This window comes from Spirosoma sp. 48-14 (assembly GCF_001898575.1).
Taxonomy (GTDB): Bacteria; Bacteroidota; Bacteroidia; order Cytophagales; family Spirosomataceae; genus Spirosoma.
Map to the genome: position 1 here is coordinate 40,537 of NZ_MKUD01000031.1, position 18,834 is coordinate 59,370.

The following is an 18,834-nucleotide window of genomic DNA, read 5'->3' on the forward strand; positions in this document are numbered from 1 at the left end:
TACAATCATGAAACTTCATAAACACATACTCCTTTCGGTTTTGGCGCTGGGCCTGATGCTGACCAGTTGCGAGAAACCGTTCGATCAACTCGAACAGGACCCTAACCGGCCCACGAGCGCACCCGCATCGCTGGTATTCAATGGCGTACTGAACGATATGTACAGCATTGCGGGTGGTGGTGCCTGGAACGACTCCCAGCGCTATAACCAGTTCTACGCCAGTAACTACAACTACTACGCCACCAACGAATACTCCTGGACATCGACCGGGCTGTATTATACGACGCTGAAAAATGTGGTAAAAATGGAGCAGGAGGCTAAAAAAGCGGGCCTTCCCGATGTGAATGCCTATTCGGCTCTTGGTAAATTTTTCCGGGCTTATTTTTTCGAGCAGATGACCAAGCGCCTGGGCGATATTCCTATGACACAGGCACTACAGGGACTCGACAATCAAACGCCGAAGTATGATTCGCAGAAGGACGTGTATGTGCAGATTCTGAAATGGCTCGACGATGCCAATAGCGATCTGACTTCGTTGATTGCCAAAAACGACAATAATCTGTCGGGCGACATTTACCTGAACAACAGCCTGGCCAAGTGGCAAAAAGTGGTAAATAGTTATAAGTTGCGGGTGCTGGTTAGCCTGTCGAAAAAAGAATCAGATACGGATCTGAACGTTAAAGCGCGATTTGCCGATGTGGTGAATAACCCCACCAAGTATCCGTTGATGGCATCGATGGACGATAACCTGCAATACATTTACAACAACCAGTACAACAAGTATAATCGGAACCCCGATAACTTTGGTCAGAATGCCACGCGCGAAAATATGGCCGCTACCTATCTGGGTACCCTGACCTCGTTGAAAGATCCACGCACGTTTGTGGTCGCTGAACCGGCTACGGCCAAAATTGCAGCGGGTCTTAAACCTACCGACTTTGCTGCGTTTGTCGGCGCATCGTCGGGCGAAGATCTGGCGATCATGTCATCGAACGCCAATCAGGGGCTTTATTCGTTCCAGAACCGAAAGCACTACTATAGCACCTATACGGCTGAACCTTATATCCTTGTTGGTTATCCTGAACTACAGTTTTCCCTGGCCGAAGGGATCAATCGGGGCTGGGCGGCTGGCAATGCCGAAGACTACTACAAAAACGGCATTCTGGCATCGTGGGGATTTTATGGGCTGAAAGATGGAGCCAATACGGTGTATTTCTCGGCCGATGGTGGGTATAAAGTATTCAATACCTATACGGTCAGTGTAAGCTTTGCCGATTACTACGCGCAGTCGGCGGTGAAGTATGCGGGCAATTCGGCTGATGGATTGAAGCAGATTCTGACGCAGAAATACCTGGCCTTTGCTCAGCAGTCGGGTCTGGAAGCGTTTTATAATCAGCGTCGGACGGGCGTACCAACCTTTTTGGTTGGTCCCGGAACGGGCAACAGTCAGCGAATTCCGCTCCGCTGGCAGTATCCAGCTACAGAACGGTCGTATAATGCCGCCAATAACACATCGGCTGTTCAGAGCCAGTACGGCGGTAACGACGACATCAATGCCGCTATGTGGAGTTTGAAATAAACTCATTGGGAATGCCTGGATAACTGATTGTCTGGGCATTCCCAACGATTGAACATTCAATAGCCAACCATCAATCGTCTGTTTGGACCAATTATTAAAACCGTTCCTGGCTTTTACCGGGAACGGTTATTGGGCGTTTAAGGGGATTCCTTTATTTTTAACGCATTCCTGCTTGAAGACGCCCCAACTGATCTATTTTCGTCCATCCGCTTTTACCCTATGAACCGTCGAACCCTTCTCAAATCGGCCAGCTTACTACCGTTTGTACCTGATTTAACACCTGAATCGTCGTCACAGAATCTGGCCCGCAAGCGTAGTGTTCGATTCGCCTACGTGGGCGATACGCACATTACACCCGAAACGACGCCCATGAAAGGGGTGGCGAGCTGTTTTCATCATGTACAAAATCAGGCCGATAAGCCCGCGTTCGTTTTGCACGGGGGCGACGTAATCATGGATGCGCTGAAGCTGGGTCGGGCTGAGGTGCAGAAACAGTGGGATGCCTGGCATACGGTCGTCAAAGCGGAGAACTCGCTGCCCATCGAATACTGCATCGGCAACCACGACGTATGGGGATATGACGAGGCTAAAAATGACCCGATGTATGGTAAAAAATGGGCCGTCGATCTGATGCGTATTGGCGACCGATACCGTAGCTTTGATCGGAACGGCTGGCATTTTATCATCCTCGACAGTGTTCAGCTGACGCCTGAAAACAAATGGTATACAGGTTTTATTGACCCACAGCAGCTGGAATGGCTGAAGAACGATCTGGCAAAAACGAATCCGAAAACGCCCGTGCTGATTCTGTCGCACATTCCTATTTTCAGCCCTACGGCCTTTTTCAGTGAAGCGAACGTAAAGAATGGCAACTGGGCTATTTCGGGAGGGCTTGTGTTGAGCAATACGCCCGATTTGCTGAAACTATTTTATCAGTACCCAAACATCAAAGCGGCCTTGAGTGGGCACATGCACCTGCTCGACCGGGTCGATTACAACGGTGTGTCGTACTTCTGCAATGGGGCTGTGTCGGGAAACTGGTGGAAAAGCGATACCTATCAGCAAACGAAAGCGGGGTACGCCCTTTTTGACCTGTTCGACGACGGAAGCATTGAACGAACTTACCTTCAGTACACATAATCTATGCAAGTCATCGCTGATCTTTTTGCCCAGGGCGGGCAGGACGCTTATTACGGAGAGCCTGTAACCCAGATCGAACACGCATTGCAATGTGCCTATCTGGCCGAAAAGGCAGGGGCCGATGAAGAAACCATTGTAGCTGCTTTTCTGCACGATATTGGCCATCTGCTCCCACCCGACTTAGCCAATGGCTACATGGATGGATATGGTACGGTCGATCACGAACGGCTCGGTGCCGACTACCTGCGGGAACTTGGTTTTTCGGAGAAAGTGGCACAACTAATTGAGCACCACGTGAATGCTAAGCGGTATCTGGTCTATAAAAATGCGGCTTACTTTGATCGGCTGTCGGAAGCCAGTCTGAAAACGCTGGAGTTTCAGGGCGGTCCTATGAACGTAGGCGAAGCGCTGGCCTTTGAAACCAATCCCTATTTTCGGGAAATTCTACAGGTACGTGGCTGGGACGAACAGGCGAAAATACCCGGTTTGCCTACGCCGGATATGGCCTATTATCTGGCAATGGCCCAACGTGTAGAGAATTCTGCCAATTAACTATGAGAGCAAGTCTCCTTTCTATCCTGTTTTTTGCTTCGCTGCCTGCGTTCGCCCAGCGTACCTATACGACCTTGCAGGTGCCAGGGCGAGCGGAGTTCTGCAAAATTGATACGGCTGGCCGATCTGTCCTGCCAAGCGGACGCTATGTGACGCCCGCAGGCCAAACCATTCGCATCACAAACGATCCGTTTGGGCTGGCTATATCGCCCAATGGGCAGCGTGCGGTTTCGCTGCACGACGGAGTGTTGACCGTTCTGCAGTTATCACGAGCCGGGACCTCACAGCCTGAGTCGGTTACGGCTCTCCGCGTTCCCGATTATGCCGGTAAAATTCCTGAAGCGTTAAAAGCAGGCTCATTTCTTGGCGTTGCCTTTGCTGCCGACAGCAAAACGGCTTACCTGAGCAACGGCGATAAAGGCCGGGTTTTGATCTTCGACACCGATCAACTCCGAACTATCGACAGCATTAATCTGGATGGCAATGGCTATACCGATAGTTTTACATCGGACCTGCTCCTGAATGGCAATGAATTGCTTGCGCTTGATCGCGCCAATTTCCGGTTGGTGCGGATTGATCTGGCAACTAAACGAATCACCGCTTCGATTCCGACCGGACGGCAACCCTTCGGCCTGGCCATTAGCCCGGATCGGCAGCTGGCGTTCGTAGCGAACGTAGGGCTATATGCCTATCCCAAAGTACCTGGCGTAACGAAAGAGAATCAGGAAACAACGGCTCTAAAGTTTCCGCCGTATGCGGCTCATACCAAAGAGTCGGAGGAGGGCGTAGAAGCAGAAGGCCGCCGGATACCGGGCCTGGGAAGCCCCCTGGCCGATGAAGCCATGAGTGTCTGGACGGTTAGTTTGCGGACCAACAAGGTCGTGCGTAAAATCAAGACCGGCGTTCAGATTGGCGAAATGATCGAGGAGGCCGAAGTGGTTGGTGGAGCTTCGCCAAACTCGGTGGTGGTCGGAAGTCGATTCGCGTACGTTTCCAATGCCACCAACGACAATATTTCCATTATCGACTATAAACCCGGTGGACGGTCAGTTCCCAAACTGGCCGGAACCATTGCCCTGAAAATTGACCCGAAACTGGATCGGTATCGCGGGCTGATGCCATTTGGTATGGCGCTGACCAAAGACGAAAAAACGCTGTACGTGGCGCTGCTGGCTTTCAATGCCGTCGCTGTTGTCGATGTGCCAACCCGCACCGTTCGCGGACTAATCCCGACAGGCTGGGGCCCTACGCGGGTAGCACTGTCGCCGGATGAAAAAATGCTGTATGCGATCTCGGCAAGAGGATATGGGGCCGGTCCAAACGGAGGGGCCAGTTTCGTGAAGCCGCCACAGGGAACCTACATTGGCGATATTCAACTCGGTACATTTCAGGCCATTCCCGTGCCGGAGAAAACCCAACTGACCACCTACACAAAGCAGGTTCTGGAAAATACCTATCAGGCCGTTACCATTACCGACGATGGCCGCAATCCCTTACCCGCTTTGCCCAATATACGGCCGACCCCAGCCAGTAAGTCGCCCATCAAATACATTGTCTACATCACGAAAGAAAATCGTACCTACGACGAGGTGTTAGGCCAACTACGAACGGGCAATGGGGATTCAACGCTGGCCCGATTTGGGCAGGGGGTAACCATCAAAACCCGAGTGTCGACCAGTCGTGGCAATAGCGGTCGAACAACCGATACTGCCCTCGATAGCGTTCGGATCACGGCCGCCGATGTGATGCCCAATCACCTGGGAGTAGCACGTCAGTTTGCATTTTCGGATAATTTTTACTGCGATTCGGATGCCAGTATTCACGGACATCACTGGATGATGGGCACGATTCCGAATGAGTGGGTGGAGGCCAATGCGGCCTCGAAAGGGCGATTCGATGCCGATTCAAAAGCGCCGGGTCGGCGTTTCCCCAAAACATCAGGTGCTATTGACCCGGAAGATTACAACGAAATCGGTGGACTCTGGGAAGCGCTTGAACGCAACAAAATCCCGTTCTACAATTTTGGGGAAGCGAATGAATATGCCGGATCAGTCGAAGAGTGGACAACTACCCAGTTTGGCGCGGCTCAGCCGGTGGTGTTCCCCATGCCGAAAGCCGTGTATCCGCATACCTCCCGCGATTATGCCGGGTATAATACCAACGTGCCTGACCAGTATCGGATGGAGCAGTTCGAGCGGGAGTTTACGGCTAAGTGGTTAGGCAAGAGCAAGCAAACCATGCCGCAACTCGTAACGATGCAGATACCGAACGATCACGGTGCTGGTCCGCGACCTGATTTTGGTTATCCCTATCTGCACTCATACATGGCCGATAACGATCTGGCAGTGGGTCGGGTACTGCATTTTCTGTCGCGCACGAAATACTGGAAAAACATGCTCGTCATCATTACGGAAGATGACCCACAGGGCGGTGTTGACCACGTAGATGCGCACCGATCGCTATTAATGATGGCGGGGCCGTATGTAAAGCGTGGATATGTATCGCACACCCATGCCAATTTCGGCTCGATCCTGAAGGTGATGTATAACATCTTGGGCGTTCCGTATGTGAACCAGTACGACCAGACGGCTTCGCTCCTGCAGGATTTTTTTACCGACAAACCTGATTTTCACCCTTACGACGCGGTACTGCCCGATGCTCGCGTTTTCGACCCACAGGCAGCAATGAAACCCTACAAAAAACCGTTCGACTGGCGCAAAATCCAGAAAGGCCCCGAAATGGACGACCGGGCCGATCAGCGTGCCGAACATTACCGCCAACAGAACGGCGATTATTGATCGGAAATGAGGTGTTACAATCGAGAATGAGCGGGTTGTAACGAGACTTTTAGGCTTCGTTCAATGGATTCTCAAGCAACAAGCCAATTTGGAATTAGCCTTTTTGTATGACCCCGTCGGGGTCAAATGTCTATAGGAGATCGGTTAAGCTATAAACATTTGACCCCGATGGGGTCACACAAAATGATCGTATCAAACATAGTTACTCTAAGTTGCTTATCTTGCGTTAAAGTAGTGGAAGCTAACAGCGCTAAAGAAGGCCATTTATCTGTTGAACCATACAATACAAGTCATCTCCTGGAATCTTGGTCCGCAGGGAGTTCAGCCCGTAGCAACGGGTATGGATGTGGCCGTTATTGAAAATGACCAGATTAAAGCCTTATATTTATTTTTAGACGCAGCCGACTAGAGACAGCCGAAGGCTGACTGATACCTCATTCATCAACATAAACTCCCCCTTGTGAAATCACCCGCTTTTCTTCGTAACCCAACGGCGTTCGTTCTGTATGGCGCTACTGTCGCGTTTTGTACGTATGCCTGTATGTATGCCTTTCGTCGGGGGATTACGGCGGTTACGTTCGAGGGAATGATGTTTGCCGGAGTGAGCTATAAAATATGGCTCGTCACGGCGCAGGTGTTTGGCTATGCCGTGTCGAAAGGCATTGGCGTAAAAGTTGTGTCGGAGATGTCACCCAGCCGTCGGGCGGTTAACATTCTCTTTTTTGTGGGGGTGGCGTTGCTGGCGTTGTTGGGCTTTGCGCTGGTGCCTGCGCCCTGGAATATCGTTTTTCTGTTTCTGAATGGCCTGCCACTCGGGCTAGTGTATGGAACTATGTTGGGTTTCCTGGAAGGACGCCGTCAGACCGATGCGCTGGTGGCTGGGCTGACAGCTTCGTTCATCTTCGCGTCTGGTTTCGTAAAAACAGTGGCCCTGACCATTAAAAGTGCGTGGGGAGTTTCGGAGTTCTGGCTGCCGTTTGTTACGGGCAGTCTGTTTGTGCTCCCCATGCTGATTTCTATCTACGCGCTTACGTTATTGCCGCCCCCAACCGACGAAGACCGGGCCTCGCGGACCTTACGCAAACCGATGGATGCCGATGAGCGTCGCGCCTTTGTTGCCAATTTTCGCCCCGGCCTGATTCTATTGATCCTTTCCTATGTCCTCCTCTCTGCCTTCCGGGACTTTCGGGATAATTTTGGTCCCGAAATTTTAAAAGACGCGGGTGTCGAGAATCCGGGCATTTTTGCCAAAACCGAAACGCTAATTGCCGTTGGGGTGCTGATTATTATGGCGATGCTTCAGCGCGTGACCAATAACTTTCGCGCGTTTACGCTCCTGAACGGGCTGATGCTGGTGGGTGGGGCGCTGGTGGGCCTGAGCACGTATGCGTATGCAACGGGCACATTATCGCCCGGTAACTGGTTTCTGCTGACAGGGTTGGGCTTGTATATGGCCTATGTGCCTTGCAATGGCTTGTATTTTGAGCGATTAATTGCCTCGTTCCGTTATGTCAGTACGGTTGGTTTTATTGTCACGTTGGCCGATTGGTATGGCTATCTGGGCAGTGTAGGCGTATTGCTCTACAAGAACTTTGGCCATGCCACGATCAGCTACCGTGAATTTTTTATCTACGGAGCCTACATTATGGCTGCTCTCTACATCGTGTTGGTCATTGGCTCCTACCTCTATTTTAAAGGCCGTTTTCAGGCAGAGGCCGTGCTGCGGGAAAGGGCCAGTGTTGCCTGAAAGGAACTAATCGTGTATTCCGGTAAGCTGTAACTCCGCAAAAGCGGCCGAAATATTATTGTTTGCCCGCTATAAATCTATTTTCCCTCCATCTTTGTTATTCTTGCAGACGATTATCTCATGAGCGACGAGCCTTGTGTATGTAGTTGCTATTGGCAGCTGTTCGCTCTTTCACTCGTTCGCTCTTTCGCCATTGAATATGAAACTTCTGAAAATTGCCGCTGGAGTCCTGAATCAAATCCCGTTAGCCTGGGAACATAACAAACAAAATATTATCAACGCCATAGAGGAAGCACAGCGGCAGAATGTAAGCCTGCTGTGCCTGACCGAGTTGTGTATTTCTGGCTATGGGTGTGAAGATGCTTTTTTTGCCCAGAATACCATCGATCAGTCCGTAGCTTCTCTGCTCGATATTGTGGAGCATACGAGTGGAATTGCCGTGGCCGTAGGCCTGCCGCTGCGTCACAATAATCGCACCTTTGATGTGGCCTGCCTGATAGCGAACAAACGGATTCTGGGCTTTACGGCCAAGCAGTTTATGGCCAATAATGGCGTTCATTACGAAACCCGATGGTTCCAGCCCTGGCCACCTTACGTTCGGGATGAGATCAAAATCGGTGATTTTATGTATCCCTTTGGCGATGTCGTTTTCGATTTGTCGGGTATTCGGATTGGCTTCGAGATTTGCGAAGATGCGTGGGTAGCTAGTCGGCCGGGGCGGCTGCTGTATGAGCGTGGTGTCGACATTATCCTGAATCCGACAGCCAGCCATTTTGCGTTTCTGAAATCGCAGGTGCGCGAACGGTTTGTAGTCGATGCATCACGATCCTTTGGGGTGAGTTATGTGTACAGCAACATGCTGGGCAACGAAGCGGGCCGGATGATCTACGACGGCGATGCTATGGTGGCGTCGAATGGCGAATTGCTGGTGTCGGGGCCACGGTTGAGCTATGAAGATTTTCTGATTGTTTCGGCTGTAGTGGATGTGGAAATTACCCGCCTGAATCAGACGCAGAATCGAGCCAATCTCGCTTTGGCCTATCCGAACCTACGCGTGACGACGACTTTCGACTGGCCTGACATTGCTCCTGTCATCCAGAAAGCTGAACTTGAAGCCTGGGAACGGGGAGGTTATCTGAAAGAAGAAGAATTTGCCCGTGCCGTTGCGCTTGGATTGTTCGATTACCTGCGGAAAAGTCGCTCGCATGGGTACGTACTGTCGCTGAGTGGCGGAGCCGATTCGTCGGCCATTGCGGCTCTGGTCTTTCTGATGATTCGGATGGCCGTTCAAAATATCGGTCTGGATGGGGTGAAGAAAAAGATGGGTTATATCAAGGCCATTCAGACCTGTAAAACACCCGAAGAAATGGTCGGTAAGCTCCTGACGGTCATGTATCAGGGCACCGAAAATTCTTCCGACGATACATTCAATTCCGCCAAAACCCTGGCCGACGACATAGGGGCCACGTTCATGAATATCAACATCAATGGGCTGGTTGAAGCCTACCGGGGACTGATCGAAGAACAACTAGGCCGTAAGCTCTCGTGGGATAGCGATGATCTGGCGTTGCAAAACATCCAGGCGCGGGTGCGGGCTCCGAGTATCTGGATGCTGGCGAACCTGAACAATGCGCTGTTACTCAGTACGTCGAACCGTTCGGAAGCGGCTGTGGGATACGCTACGATGGATGGCGACACGGCCGGTAGTATTTCGCCCATTACGGGCATCGACAAGCATTTTCTGCGGGGCTGGCTGCGTTGGCTCGAAACGGTGGGCCTGAACGTAAAAAACGAATGGACACCCGCCGACCGAACAGGCACCGTCAGCGACCCGTCAGCGTCCGATCAGTTGATCAAGGTCAAAGGGTTGAGTGTGGTTAATAACCTGCAACCTACGGCCGAACTGCGCCCGCTGGACAAGAAGCAAACTGACGAAGACGATCTCATGCCCTATGATGTGCTGAACTCGATTGAAGAATGTGCCATTCGGGATAAGCAGCCACCCGTAGAGGTCTTGAAAATGATTGAAGTGCGCTATGCAGGCAGTTACGACCGGGATCGGTTGTTGCTTTGGGTTGAGCGGTTTTTCAAACTCTGGAGCCGCAACCAATGGAAACGTGAGCGGTACGCGCCTTCCTTCCATCTTGACGACCATAACCTCGACCCTCGTTCGTGGTGTCGCTTCCCCATTCTATCGGGAGGTTTCGAAAAAGAACTGGCCGACATGCGCGACTGGGCCGCCGACCAGAAACCCAACACCCGAAAAGGGAAGATTGGGTTTTAGAAACGCCTGTCGTTAAATTTGTAAAAAGCCGTTGGGTATGATTACACCAGAAGAATTTCCCTACATCAAATCCTTGTACGTAAACGACTGTTACGCGTACAAGGATTTCAATATTGACTTACACGGCTATAAGCCATTCAGCCATTTGATTCTAACCGGCAAAAATGGCTCAGGGAAGAGTACGATTTTGGAGCATTTACATAACTACATTTCTGGATGGCAAACCATAGATGGTAGATGGTTTCAGGCTAATACTAACTCTCTTTTATTGTATATTGATACTTTACAACACGAAAGAGATGATAAGCTAAAAACCTATAAGCTTTATGATGAAACAGATAATGATTATCGCCAAAGATTGATAAATGAGCTTAATAAGTACGAGCGAGTAGTACCATCAATAAATGCAGTAGTAGAGGGTTTTTGGGAACAGAATAAATCACTAATTGTCTACTCTTATTTTAAGGCAAAACGAGAGAGTAGAGTAAAGGTAGTTAATACTGTTACAAAAGATAATGACTTTACTAATAAGCTGATTGATAGTAACTCAACAGATTATTTTATTGAGCAGTTTAAACAATATTTGGTTAATAAAAAAGTTGAACAAGCATTCTATCAGATCGAAAAACAAAAGGATGAGTCAGATTACATAGATAACTTTTTCTCTATATTGACTAAGCGTTTCCGTCAAATTTTTGAAGATGAAAGCCTTCAGCTTGTTTTTCAGCGAGAAAATTTCGAGTTCTTTATTCAACTTTCCGATGGCCGTCAACTTACATTTGATGTTTTGTCCGAAGGGTTCTCTGCTTTACTCAGTATCCTAATGGACTTGTTTATACGTGTTGATCTAATCCGTAAACAAGTTGGAGGTTTTGCCTATAATCCCTGTGGAATAGTTCTAATTGATGAGCCGGAAACGCATTTGCATCTTCAATCACAAGAACAGGTTCTTCCGTTATTAACAAGTCTATTTCCTAATATTCAATTCATTGCGGCTACACATTCTCCGGCCGTAATTGCCAGCATAAAAAACGCGACCATTTTTGATTTGACAACCAAAGAAACGCGTATCAGTGAAGAAGCGGTTGGACGTAGTTATTCCGACTTGATGCGATCACATTTCGGTATGAACAATGAATATTCTGGAATTGCCGATGAGCTATTTAAAAAGGTTGATGAAATTCTGAAAGAAAATAAGAATAAACCGGAAGAGTTAAAATCTAAACTCCAACAGTTTTTTGTAGAAAATGAAGCTTATTTTTCGCCCAGCTTTCGGGTTGAGTTAGAGTCGATGATTTTAGAAAACGCTTAATCCAGTTGCTTCATGATTAATATAGTGCGAAGCCCACAAGCTCCGAAGTCGCTGGATAATGCCGGAATTAGGAAGTACTTAGACGAACTTGAGGCTTATAAAAACGATCAACAGTTGCCACCAGAACAGCAAACGCTGAAAAAGCCCAAATGCCATGAGTCGTATCGTAACACTGATTTATTTGAAGCTTTTGATGACTGTTTTTTCAAAAAATGCTATCTGACTGAAGAAGCCTTTTTTACGTCATGGGCTATGGATGTTGAGCACTTTGTTCCTCAAAATGAGAAACCTGAGTTAAAATACATTTGGTCGAATTTGTACCCGGCATCTCATGATGCCAATATGATGAAGCCGCGAAATACCCCCGATGGGGGCTATTTGAACCCCTGTGAACCAATTGATGATGTTGAAAATGATCTGCTCTACTTTTTCGATTATGAGAATGATGCAGTCCATTTCGAAGCTGTAGACCCTTCTAATAAGAAAGCCACCAATACTGCCAAGCTTTTACAAAAACTTCATAATGGAGATAGTGAGGAAACTCACCGTAAAACAGCTGAGTTAAGAAATGCTATTCATAAACGGTTTATAAGAATACTGGAACTAATCATTGAGTGGCGACAAGCTCGTGAAGTCTCCGAAAGACACGCTGAGTTTGAGGCAGCTCGTAAACTCAAAGCTTTGCTTTCCCGTAAGGCTTCATTTACTATGTTAATGCGTTCCATAAAAGCAGTCAGGGACTTGCCCTCTGAATTCTTCGATTGAACGACTTTAAATCGTGTTTCGTCAGGCATTTCTGCGAAAGGCGTATCTTTGTGCCGTTTCAATCGGCATATTTTGTTACATGGCTTCATCCCTTTTCGATCAGTTTCGACGGTTTCCGGCTACTACACAGGCCGCACCATCTGCCAAAGTCGAAGCTCTGAAAGTGCAACTCTGTTTCGATACCGATGGAAGCTATGTCCAACTGATTAACGAGAAAGAGGTTGTTGTTGAGCCTGATTATCAGGGTTATAGTGGTGCCCTGCGAAATCTGGTACGGGCCATGCAGCAACTTCGCGAACGCAATGGCTTCGTGATCGACTGGGAGAACCCATCGGCCCAGCTCTACCTTCATCAGTACGACTACCTGATTGATTACATCAGAAATTGCCCCGTCGTCATTGATGAGCGGCAGCATCCGATTCGGTTTACCGACGAAACGGGCGAGTTACGACTTCAGATTATAGCAATTGCCAATCCAACAACCGACACCGACGAGTCGGCCCCAACAAGTCTGGAAGCGAGTGTCCGGCTATTGGTGGCGGGTCGGTACGAAGAAGACTTTCTGCTGCTCAACGAACGGTATGTGCTATCGGCAGGGCGGGTGGTGGAAATTAATGAAGTAGGCCCGGCATTTAATCGGGTTCCGCTGTTTGATACATCACTCACAACGGGCGATTTGACCAAATATCTGTCGTTGGCGTTGTCGAATCTGGATAATGTTCAGGTTGAGTACGACGATTATCGGTTAATCACCACCGGAACCGAGCCAATTATGGCCCAGCCCTGTCTGGTGTTTGAGAAAATCGACGCCGATCAGTCGCTCTATGTACGGGTGACCCAGCAGCTACCGAACACCGATGCCGGTTTTCTGGATGAGTTCGATCTGTATCGCTATGCCGATGTTAACCCGCTCGAACGTACCATTTCCGTTCGGATTGTAGAGCGCCAGCCACTGGCCCGGTTAATTGACGAGGTAAGCCAGTTGATTGAGAAACACACGGTTAAAGAGAAAGGACGGCGAAAATCGCAGGGGCAGTATATCGTAGAAGGTAACCTGTTTGTGTTGCCACAGGAAATAGCCGGTGCGTTTATTTATCAGGAACTGCCCCGGTTGCTCGAAACCTTCCAACTGTTTGGAGCCGAAAAGCTGAAGCAGTATCGCATTAGTACCCATCCACCCCGATTGAACCTCAGCCTGAGTCATGGAATCGACTTTCTGGAAGGTGAAGCCACGGTAAGTTTCGGCGAACAAAAGCTTGGTTTACTCGATGTGATTCGGCAGTATAACCAGCAACGCTATATTCAGTTGTCGGACGGGAGCCATGCGCTGGTCAATGAAACCTATATCCGCAAACTCGAACGGCTGTTTCAGAAGAGTAAAAAAGATACCGTCAAACTGTCGTTTTTCGATTTACCACTGGCCGAAGATCTGCTGGACGAGGCCGTTGCCGGAGCAGCTTTTCAGAAATCACGGGCTTTCTTTACCGGCTTCAACGAACTGGCCAGCCAGAAACCGCGACTGCCATCGGTCGATGCGACACTCCGACCGTATCAGAAACGAGGTGTGCAATGGCTCGAACATCTGCATGAATATAGCCTCAACGGTTGCCTGGCCGACGACATGGGTTTGGGTAAAACTCTGCAAACGATTACATTACTGTCGCGCTTTTATCCGGGCGAAACCTTGCCTACGCTGATCGTGATGCCCAAAAGTTTGCTGTTCAACTGGCAGAAGGAAGTGGAGCGGTTTAACCCCCGGCTGACGACTTATACCTACTACGCCGACAATCGGGATCTGGATGCGGCCTGCCAGTGCTCACTCATTTTTACGACCTATGCTTTGCTCCGAAACGACATCGAGAAATTTCGGGAACGGCCATACTTCTACGTGATTCTGGACGAGTCGCAGAATATCAAAAATAGCCAGTCGCAGGCTAGCCGGGCGGTTGTGTTGCTCAATGCCCAGCATCGGTTGGCCTTGAGTGGCACGCCCATCGAAAACAACCTGTCGGAACTCTATTCGCTATTCAGGTTTCTGAATCCGGCTATGTTTGGGTCGATTGAGCAATTTGGTCATAACTACCTGACTCCCATTCAGAAACATAATGATCCCGATGCCATTGCTGAGCTTCGGAAGAAAATTTATCCGTTTGTACTACGTCGGTTGAAGAAAAATGTGCTGACCGAACTGCCCGACAAAATTGAGCAGGTATTCTACGTAGATATGTCGGACGAACAACGGCGTTTTTATGAGCAGCGACGCTTGTTCTATAAAGAAGCCATTGAACGTCAGATTGCCGACAAGGGTGTGGAGCAAAGCCAGTTTTTTATTTTTCAGGCCTTTAATGAGCTTCGTCAGATTGCCAGCATTCCCGAAGCAAAATCGGGCGGGGCTATTGAGTCGCCCAAAGTCGAAACATTGGTGGAGCAACTCATCGACGCAGCCGCCAATGGCCACAAAATGCTGGTGTTCGTCAACTACCTGGCCGCTCTCGAACAAATTGGCGATCAATTGGATGCACAAGGTATCGACTACGTAAGCATGAGCGGCTCCACCCGCGACCGCCAACGGCTGGTTGAGCGGTTCCAGACCGACCCCGCCTGTAAAGTTTTTTTGATGACGCTGAAAACGGGCGGTACCGGACTGAACCTGACGGCTGCCGATATGGTCTTTATTTTTGACCCCTGGTGGAACAAAGCTGCCGAAAATCAGGCCATCGACCGAAGCCACCGAATTGGGCAAAGCCGAAAGGTAATGGCGTATAAGATGATAACCCAGGGCACCATCGAAGAGAAAATTCTGCAATTGCAGGAAAAGAAAGCCGAACTCTTCAATGCCGTAATCAGCGCCGATGCGTCGGCCCTGAAGTCGTTTAGTGAGTCGGACATTGCTTTCCTGTTAGGGTAAACTGTATGGAGCAAATCGAATTAATTACCAGGCTGGATGCGCTCATCAAAAGCAATACCAATAGTGAGCGAAACCGAAACAACATTGCCAGCGAAATTGCCAAAGTATATATTAAGCAAACAGGGGCTGCTATTTCGCCAGCACTGATTCGGGATATTGACCAGAACTACAACAAAGATGGATTGCAGTCGCTGGCCAAATACGCCCGTAAAGTGGTCGAAACTTGTCAGGATTTGCTGGATGGGTTGTCGCTTAATTTGCCCTATACGCTCCTGAAAACAATGGACCTCAGTACGGCCAACAAAGCCCGGTTGATTTGGAGTGTAGCGTTTGTTTTTAGTGATGCCGATGTGTATCGACTGTTTCATAACTTCTTGCCGACCGATATTCAGAAGGCCGCCGAGCAACTGACCTGGCTCCCGAGAGTATCGGCCGACGTGTTGGGGCCACTGATTGGTACCAAAATGACCCTTAAGGAGCGAGATAACCATTATTATAGTGGTGGTACGGTGAAATTGATCAGTCAGTTCAAACTGTTGCCACACAAGGGCGAAGGCTGGGAGGGAAATGTAATTCTGGAATGGCCTCCACACATTCGGAAATTTCTGCAAACGGCCTATCCACAGCCCGAAAACTACCATATTCGAACTTCATCCGAACCTCCTGCCGGTCTGTTACGGTGGGAAGATGGCGAAACAATCATTTTTGAAGACATTCAGAAGTTGATTGCGTATCGGATGCAGGACAGTATTCCGATCAATAACTCCGGGAAAGTAGCGGCCAATGGCTTGAAAAAAATGCGTAAGCTTCTGGGACTACGTGAATTTTTTCCTGACAATGCGGACTTCCCACTGGTTCGTACTGCTTGCCTGGCACAGATACTAGCCCCTTATCAGCCGAAGAAGAACCAACTAGCCCCCGATTCGCTCGAAGCCCTGATCCAACTCCGCAAAACGTTCGAAAAACATGCTACGGTCTTGTTTTTATTGAACGACCTGAAAAATCATGGGTTTGTGAGTCTGTACCAGTATAAGCAGGATGCCGAATTGGCCTTGCTGGAGTGGATGAACCGGCTGCCCGTGGGCGAGTGGGTATCCGTAACAAATATACTGGCGTATGGACAGATTCATGATTTGTCTGTACGGCCCTGCCATGCTGGCGAATACCCGTCTCTAGTCTACGAAACTGAAGCCGAAGTGTCGTGGCGAGCGGGATCAATGGATCGCCGGAATGTGAGTTCGGGAAATGCCTATCTGTTTGTTGAGCGACCTGCGCTCTTGGGCAGTTTTTTTCTATTTGCCTCGCTGGGCTGGCTCGACATTGCCTACGAAGCGCCCACCGGCAAATTTGCCAGCGATTACTACTCGGCTTACGATGGCTTGCGCTACGTTCGGCTCAATGCCCTGGGGGCCTCTATTTTTGGGCGGACAAAAGCGCCTTACGTTCCTAAAGTGAACACAGCCACTCAGGAGCTTCGTTTCGACGAGCAATCGTTGCTGATTTTCTGCGATCCTGAACATGTAGTAGCCGAGACCATCCTGGCCAATTATGCCGAGCGGGTAAGTCCAACCCGTTTTCGCGTAACACCCGAGACATTTTTGAAAGACTGTAAAACCAAACAGCAGCTTCGAGCCAAGGTTGACCTGTTCTGTAAATCGGTTGCCCCGAATCTGCCCGCCAATTGGCTAACGTTTTTCGATGAACTCATGAGTAAGGCCGATCCCTTGACATCCATTACGGACATGACGGCCTACTCCATTGCTTCCACCAATCAACCGCTCATTCGCTTGCTGGCTCAGGACCCGGTGCTCAAATCGATTGTGGTAAAAGCCGAAGGCTTTCGGATTCTGATTGCTACTGATAACCTGCCCCGGTTTCGGAGCCGTCTGCGCGAATTGGGCTACCTGATATGAAAACAATTCTTCCCGGTCTTCTCTTTGCGGCTTTGTGGGCGTCGGCTTCGGTAGCGACCAAGTTTGGGGTACAGTCGGCGCATCCACTGATTCTGGCGAATATTCGGTTTTTAATTGCGGGTAGTGGAATGCTCCTGTTTGCGTATAGTGTGCAACGTATGCCAAACGCCTGGCCTACGCGTACCGAATGGGGACGGTTACTAATCTTCTCCCTCCTGAATACCACAATTTACCTGGGTGCTTTTGTATTGGCCATAAAACAGGTATCAGCCGGGATTGGAAGCCTGTCTACCGCTACGAATCCATTGTTTATTGCCCTACTATCGGCTCTATGGTTGCGTCGGAAACCGGGCTGGAACGAAATCGGCGGGTTATTGCTGGGCCTGGTTGGGGTAGGGGTTGCTACCTATCCGCTTCTGCAAAACAGCTATGCCACGGTAGAAGGGTTATTGATTTTGCTGGTGGGCATGATTTCGGTGTCGGCGGCAACGGTCTATTATGCCCGTTTCGAATGGCGGCTACCGAACCTGGTTATCAATGGATGGCAGGTATTTCTGGGTGGGTTACAATTGGTCCCTTTTACACTGCTGTTTGCCGATTTCTCGTCGTCTCATTACGACATGCGATTTTGGGTATCGCTATTTTGGCTCATTCTGCCCGTATCTGTAGCGGCTTTGCAATTGTGGTTTTATCTGGTTCGGCAAGATCCAATCCGGGCCTCACTCTGGCTTTTTCTTTGCCCGATTTTCGGTTTCGCTTACTCGTATCTACTTATGGACGAACCCATCACAGGGTACACACTGGCAGGTACGGCGCTCGTAATAGTCGGGTTGTGGCTAGGCCGAAAAGCGTAGAGACGCATCCTTGCGTCTCCTGACCAGGTGGTTTTCAGTTAATCTGGATTATTGCTGACGCGTAGGAGACGCGAGGTATCGCGTCTCTACGGTTTTAATACTGTCATTTCGACCCGGCGGTTAAGCTTCCGTGTCGCTTCTGAATTGTTGCTGGCAATGGGACGCGTTGGTCCAAAGCCACGGGTGGTAATCCGATTGGCTGCAACGCCGTTCTTCACCAGATAGTCCTTCACTACATCGACACGCTGCTTGGAAAGGCGGAGGTTCTCATCGAAATCGCCCTGATTGTCGGTATGGCCCGCCAGTTCGATTTCGGCGGTAGGATGTTCCTGCATGAACCCCAGAAGCTGATCTAAAGTTGGCTGGGCTTCGGGCAGGAGTTCGGCTTTGCTCTGGACAAATTGAAGGGCTTTAAGCTGAGTCGTTGTTCCAGCGGCAGCAACCAGTGGAGGAGGGGTATAAACTACTTTGGCATCCAGCGTTTTGGGAGGAGTTATACGCGAACGATCAGCGGTTGTACTGTTGCTGGCTGCTGGTTGCTCCGAAATGGGGGGCGTGGTCGCTGGAGTTTTTACAGGAGGTACCGTAACCGTTGAGGTGGTTGTATGAACAGGGGGAGGGTTGTTGGGTCTGACAGGATTTGAGCTTGCGCGATAAAGTAACGTTGGGTTCCTGGATCGATCCATGCTAGTGGCTGTTGGCGAAGAGAAATAAAGCTGTTCGTCAAGCGTACTATAGCCTTCTGCTTTTGCCGTAAAAATGTACGATTGCTTTGGATCAAGCTTGAGTTGATAGGCACCCTGAGTATTGGTGGTCTGTTGGTCCCGAATGGCTCCAGCCTGATTTTTGGCGATGACCGTAGCTCCAGCAATAGGTACTTTGGTCTGACCATCCAGAACAAATCCCTGAACAACAGCAGAACCATTCGTGGGAGCTACCTGATGGGTAGGTGTGGTTTGGGCCCATACGACAGATGCCATGC

13 protein-coding genes are annotated in these 18,834 nt (G+C 49.6%); 12 read left to right on the forward strand and 1 reads right to left on the reverse strand.

Annotation, left to right across the window (positions count from 1 at the left end; genetic code table 11):
• Positions 1 to 7: 7 nt before the first annotated feature.
• The 12 genes from BGO59_RS17405 (at position 8) to BGO59_RS17460 (ending at position 17,852) form a co-directional block, all read left to right on the forward strand.
• Positions 8 to 1,579: a SusD/RagB family nutrient-binding outer membrane lipoprotein gene (locus tag BGO59_RS17405; RefSeq protein WP_293685056.1), complete on the forward strand. Its 1,572-nt coding sequence runs from the start codon at positions 8 to 10 to the stop codon at positions 1,577 to 1,579.
• Positions 1,580 to 1,798: 219 nt separating this feature from the next.
• Positions 1,799 to 2,719, forward strand: a complete 921-nt coding sequence (locus BGO59_RS17410; RefSeq protein WP_293685058.1) for a metallophosphoesterase — start codon at positions 1,799 to 1,801, stop codon at positions 2,717 to 2,719.
• Between the two features lie 3 nt (positions 2,720 to 2,722).
• Complete coding sequence (locus BGO59_RS17415; protein ID WP_293685060.1) at positions 2,723 to 3,271, forward strand: HD domain-containing protein; 549 nt, start codon at positions 2,723 to 2,725, stop codon at positions 3,269 to 3,271.
• Between the two features lie 2 nt (positions 3,272 to 3,273).
• Complete coding sequence (locus BGO59_RS17420) at positions 3,274 to 6,069, forward strand: phosphoesterase (protein ID WP_293685062.1); 2,796 nt, start codon at positions 3,274 to 3,276, stop codon at positions 6,067 to 6,069.
• 271 nt (positions 6,070 to 6,340) lie between these two features.
• Positions 6,341 to 6,478, forward strand: coding sequence for a hypothetical protein (locus BGO59_RS17425; RefSeq protein ID WP_293685064.1), 138 nt, complete (start codon positions 6,341 to 6,343; stop codon positions 6,476 to 6,478).
• A 51-nt stretch (positions 6,479 to 6,529) separates the two neighbouring features.
• Entirely contained in the window at positions 6,530 to 7,816 is a 1,287-nt protein-coding gene (locus tag BGO59_RS17430; protein WP_293685066.1) for a DUF5690 family protein, read from the forward strand.
• Positions 7,817 to 8,015: 199 nt separating this feature from the next.
• Positions 8,016 to 10,100: an NAD(+) synthase gene (nadE, locus tag BGO59_RS17435; RefSeq protein WP_293685068.1), complete on the forward strand. Its 2,085-nt coding sequence runs from the start codon at positions 8,016 to 8,018 to the stop codon at positions 10,098 to 10,100.
• A gap of 37 nt (positions 10,101 to 10,137) precedes the next feature.
• Positions 10,138 to 11,412 (forward strand): AAA family ATPase, encoded by a 1,275-nt coding sequence (locus BGO59_RS17440; protein ID WP_293685069.1) that lies wholly within the window; start codon positions 10,138 to 10,140, stop codon positions 11,410 to 11,412.
• Positions 11,413 to 11,424: 12 nt separating this feature from the next.
• The gene (locus tag BGO59_RS17445; RefSeq protein WP_293685071.1) at positions 11,425 to 12,177 is read left to right on the forward strand and encodes a hypothetical protein; all 753 of its coding nucleotides are present in this window, start codon (positions 11,425 to 11,427) and stop codon (positions 12,175 to 12,177) included.
• 79 nt (positions 12,178 to 12,256) lie between these two features.
• A complete protein-coding gene (locus tag BGO59_RS17450; RefSeq protein WP_293685073.1) occupies positions 12,257 to 15,085 on the forward strand; it encodes a DEAD/DEAH box helicase in 2,829 nt (942 codons plus the stop codon).
• A 5-nt stretch (positions 15,086 to 15,090) separates the two neighbouring features.
• Positions 15,091 to 16,998 (forward strand): hypothetical protein, encoded by a 1,908-nt coding sequence (locus BGO59_RS17455; protein WP_293685075.1) that lies wholly within the window; start codon positions 15,091 to 15,093, stop codon positions 16,996 to 16,998.
• Complete coding sequence (locus BGO59_RS17460; RefSeq protein ID WP_293685077.1) at positions 16,995 to 17,852, forward strand: DMT family transporter; 858 nt, start codon at positions 16,995 to 16,997, stop codon at positions 17,850 to 17,852. The genes BGO59_RS17455 and BGO59_RS17460 overlap by 4 nt, the downstream gene beginning before the upstream one ends.
• 86 nt (positions 17,853 to 17,938) lie before the next feature.
• On the opposite strand, the gene BGO59_RS17465 is transcribed toward BGO59_RS17460, so the two are convergent.
• The gene (locus tag BGO59_RS17465) at positions 17,939 to 18,832 is read right to left on the reverse strand and encodes an OmpA family protein (RefSeq protein ID WP_293685079.1); all 894 of its coding nucleotides are present in this window, start codon (positions 18,830 to 18,832) and stop codon (positions 17,939 to 17,941) included.
• Between the last annotated feature and the right edge of the window lie 2 nt (positions 18,833 to 18,834).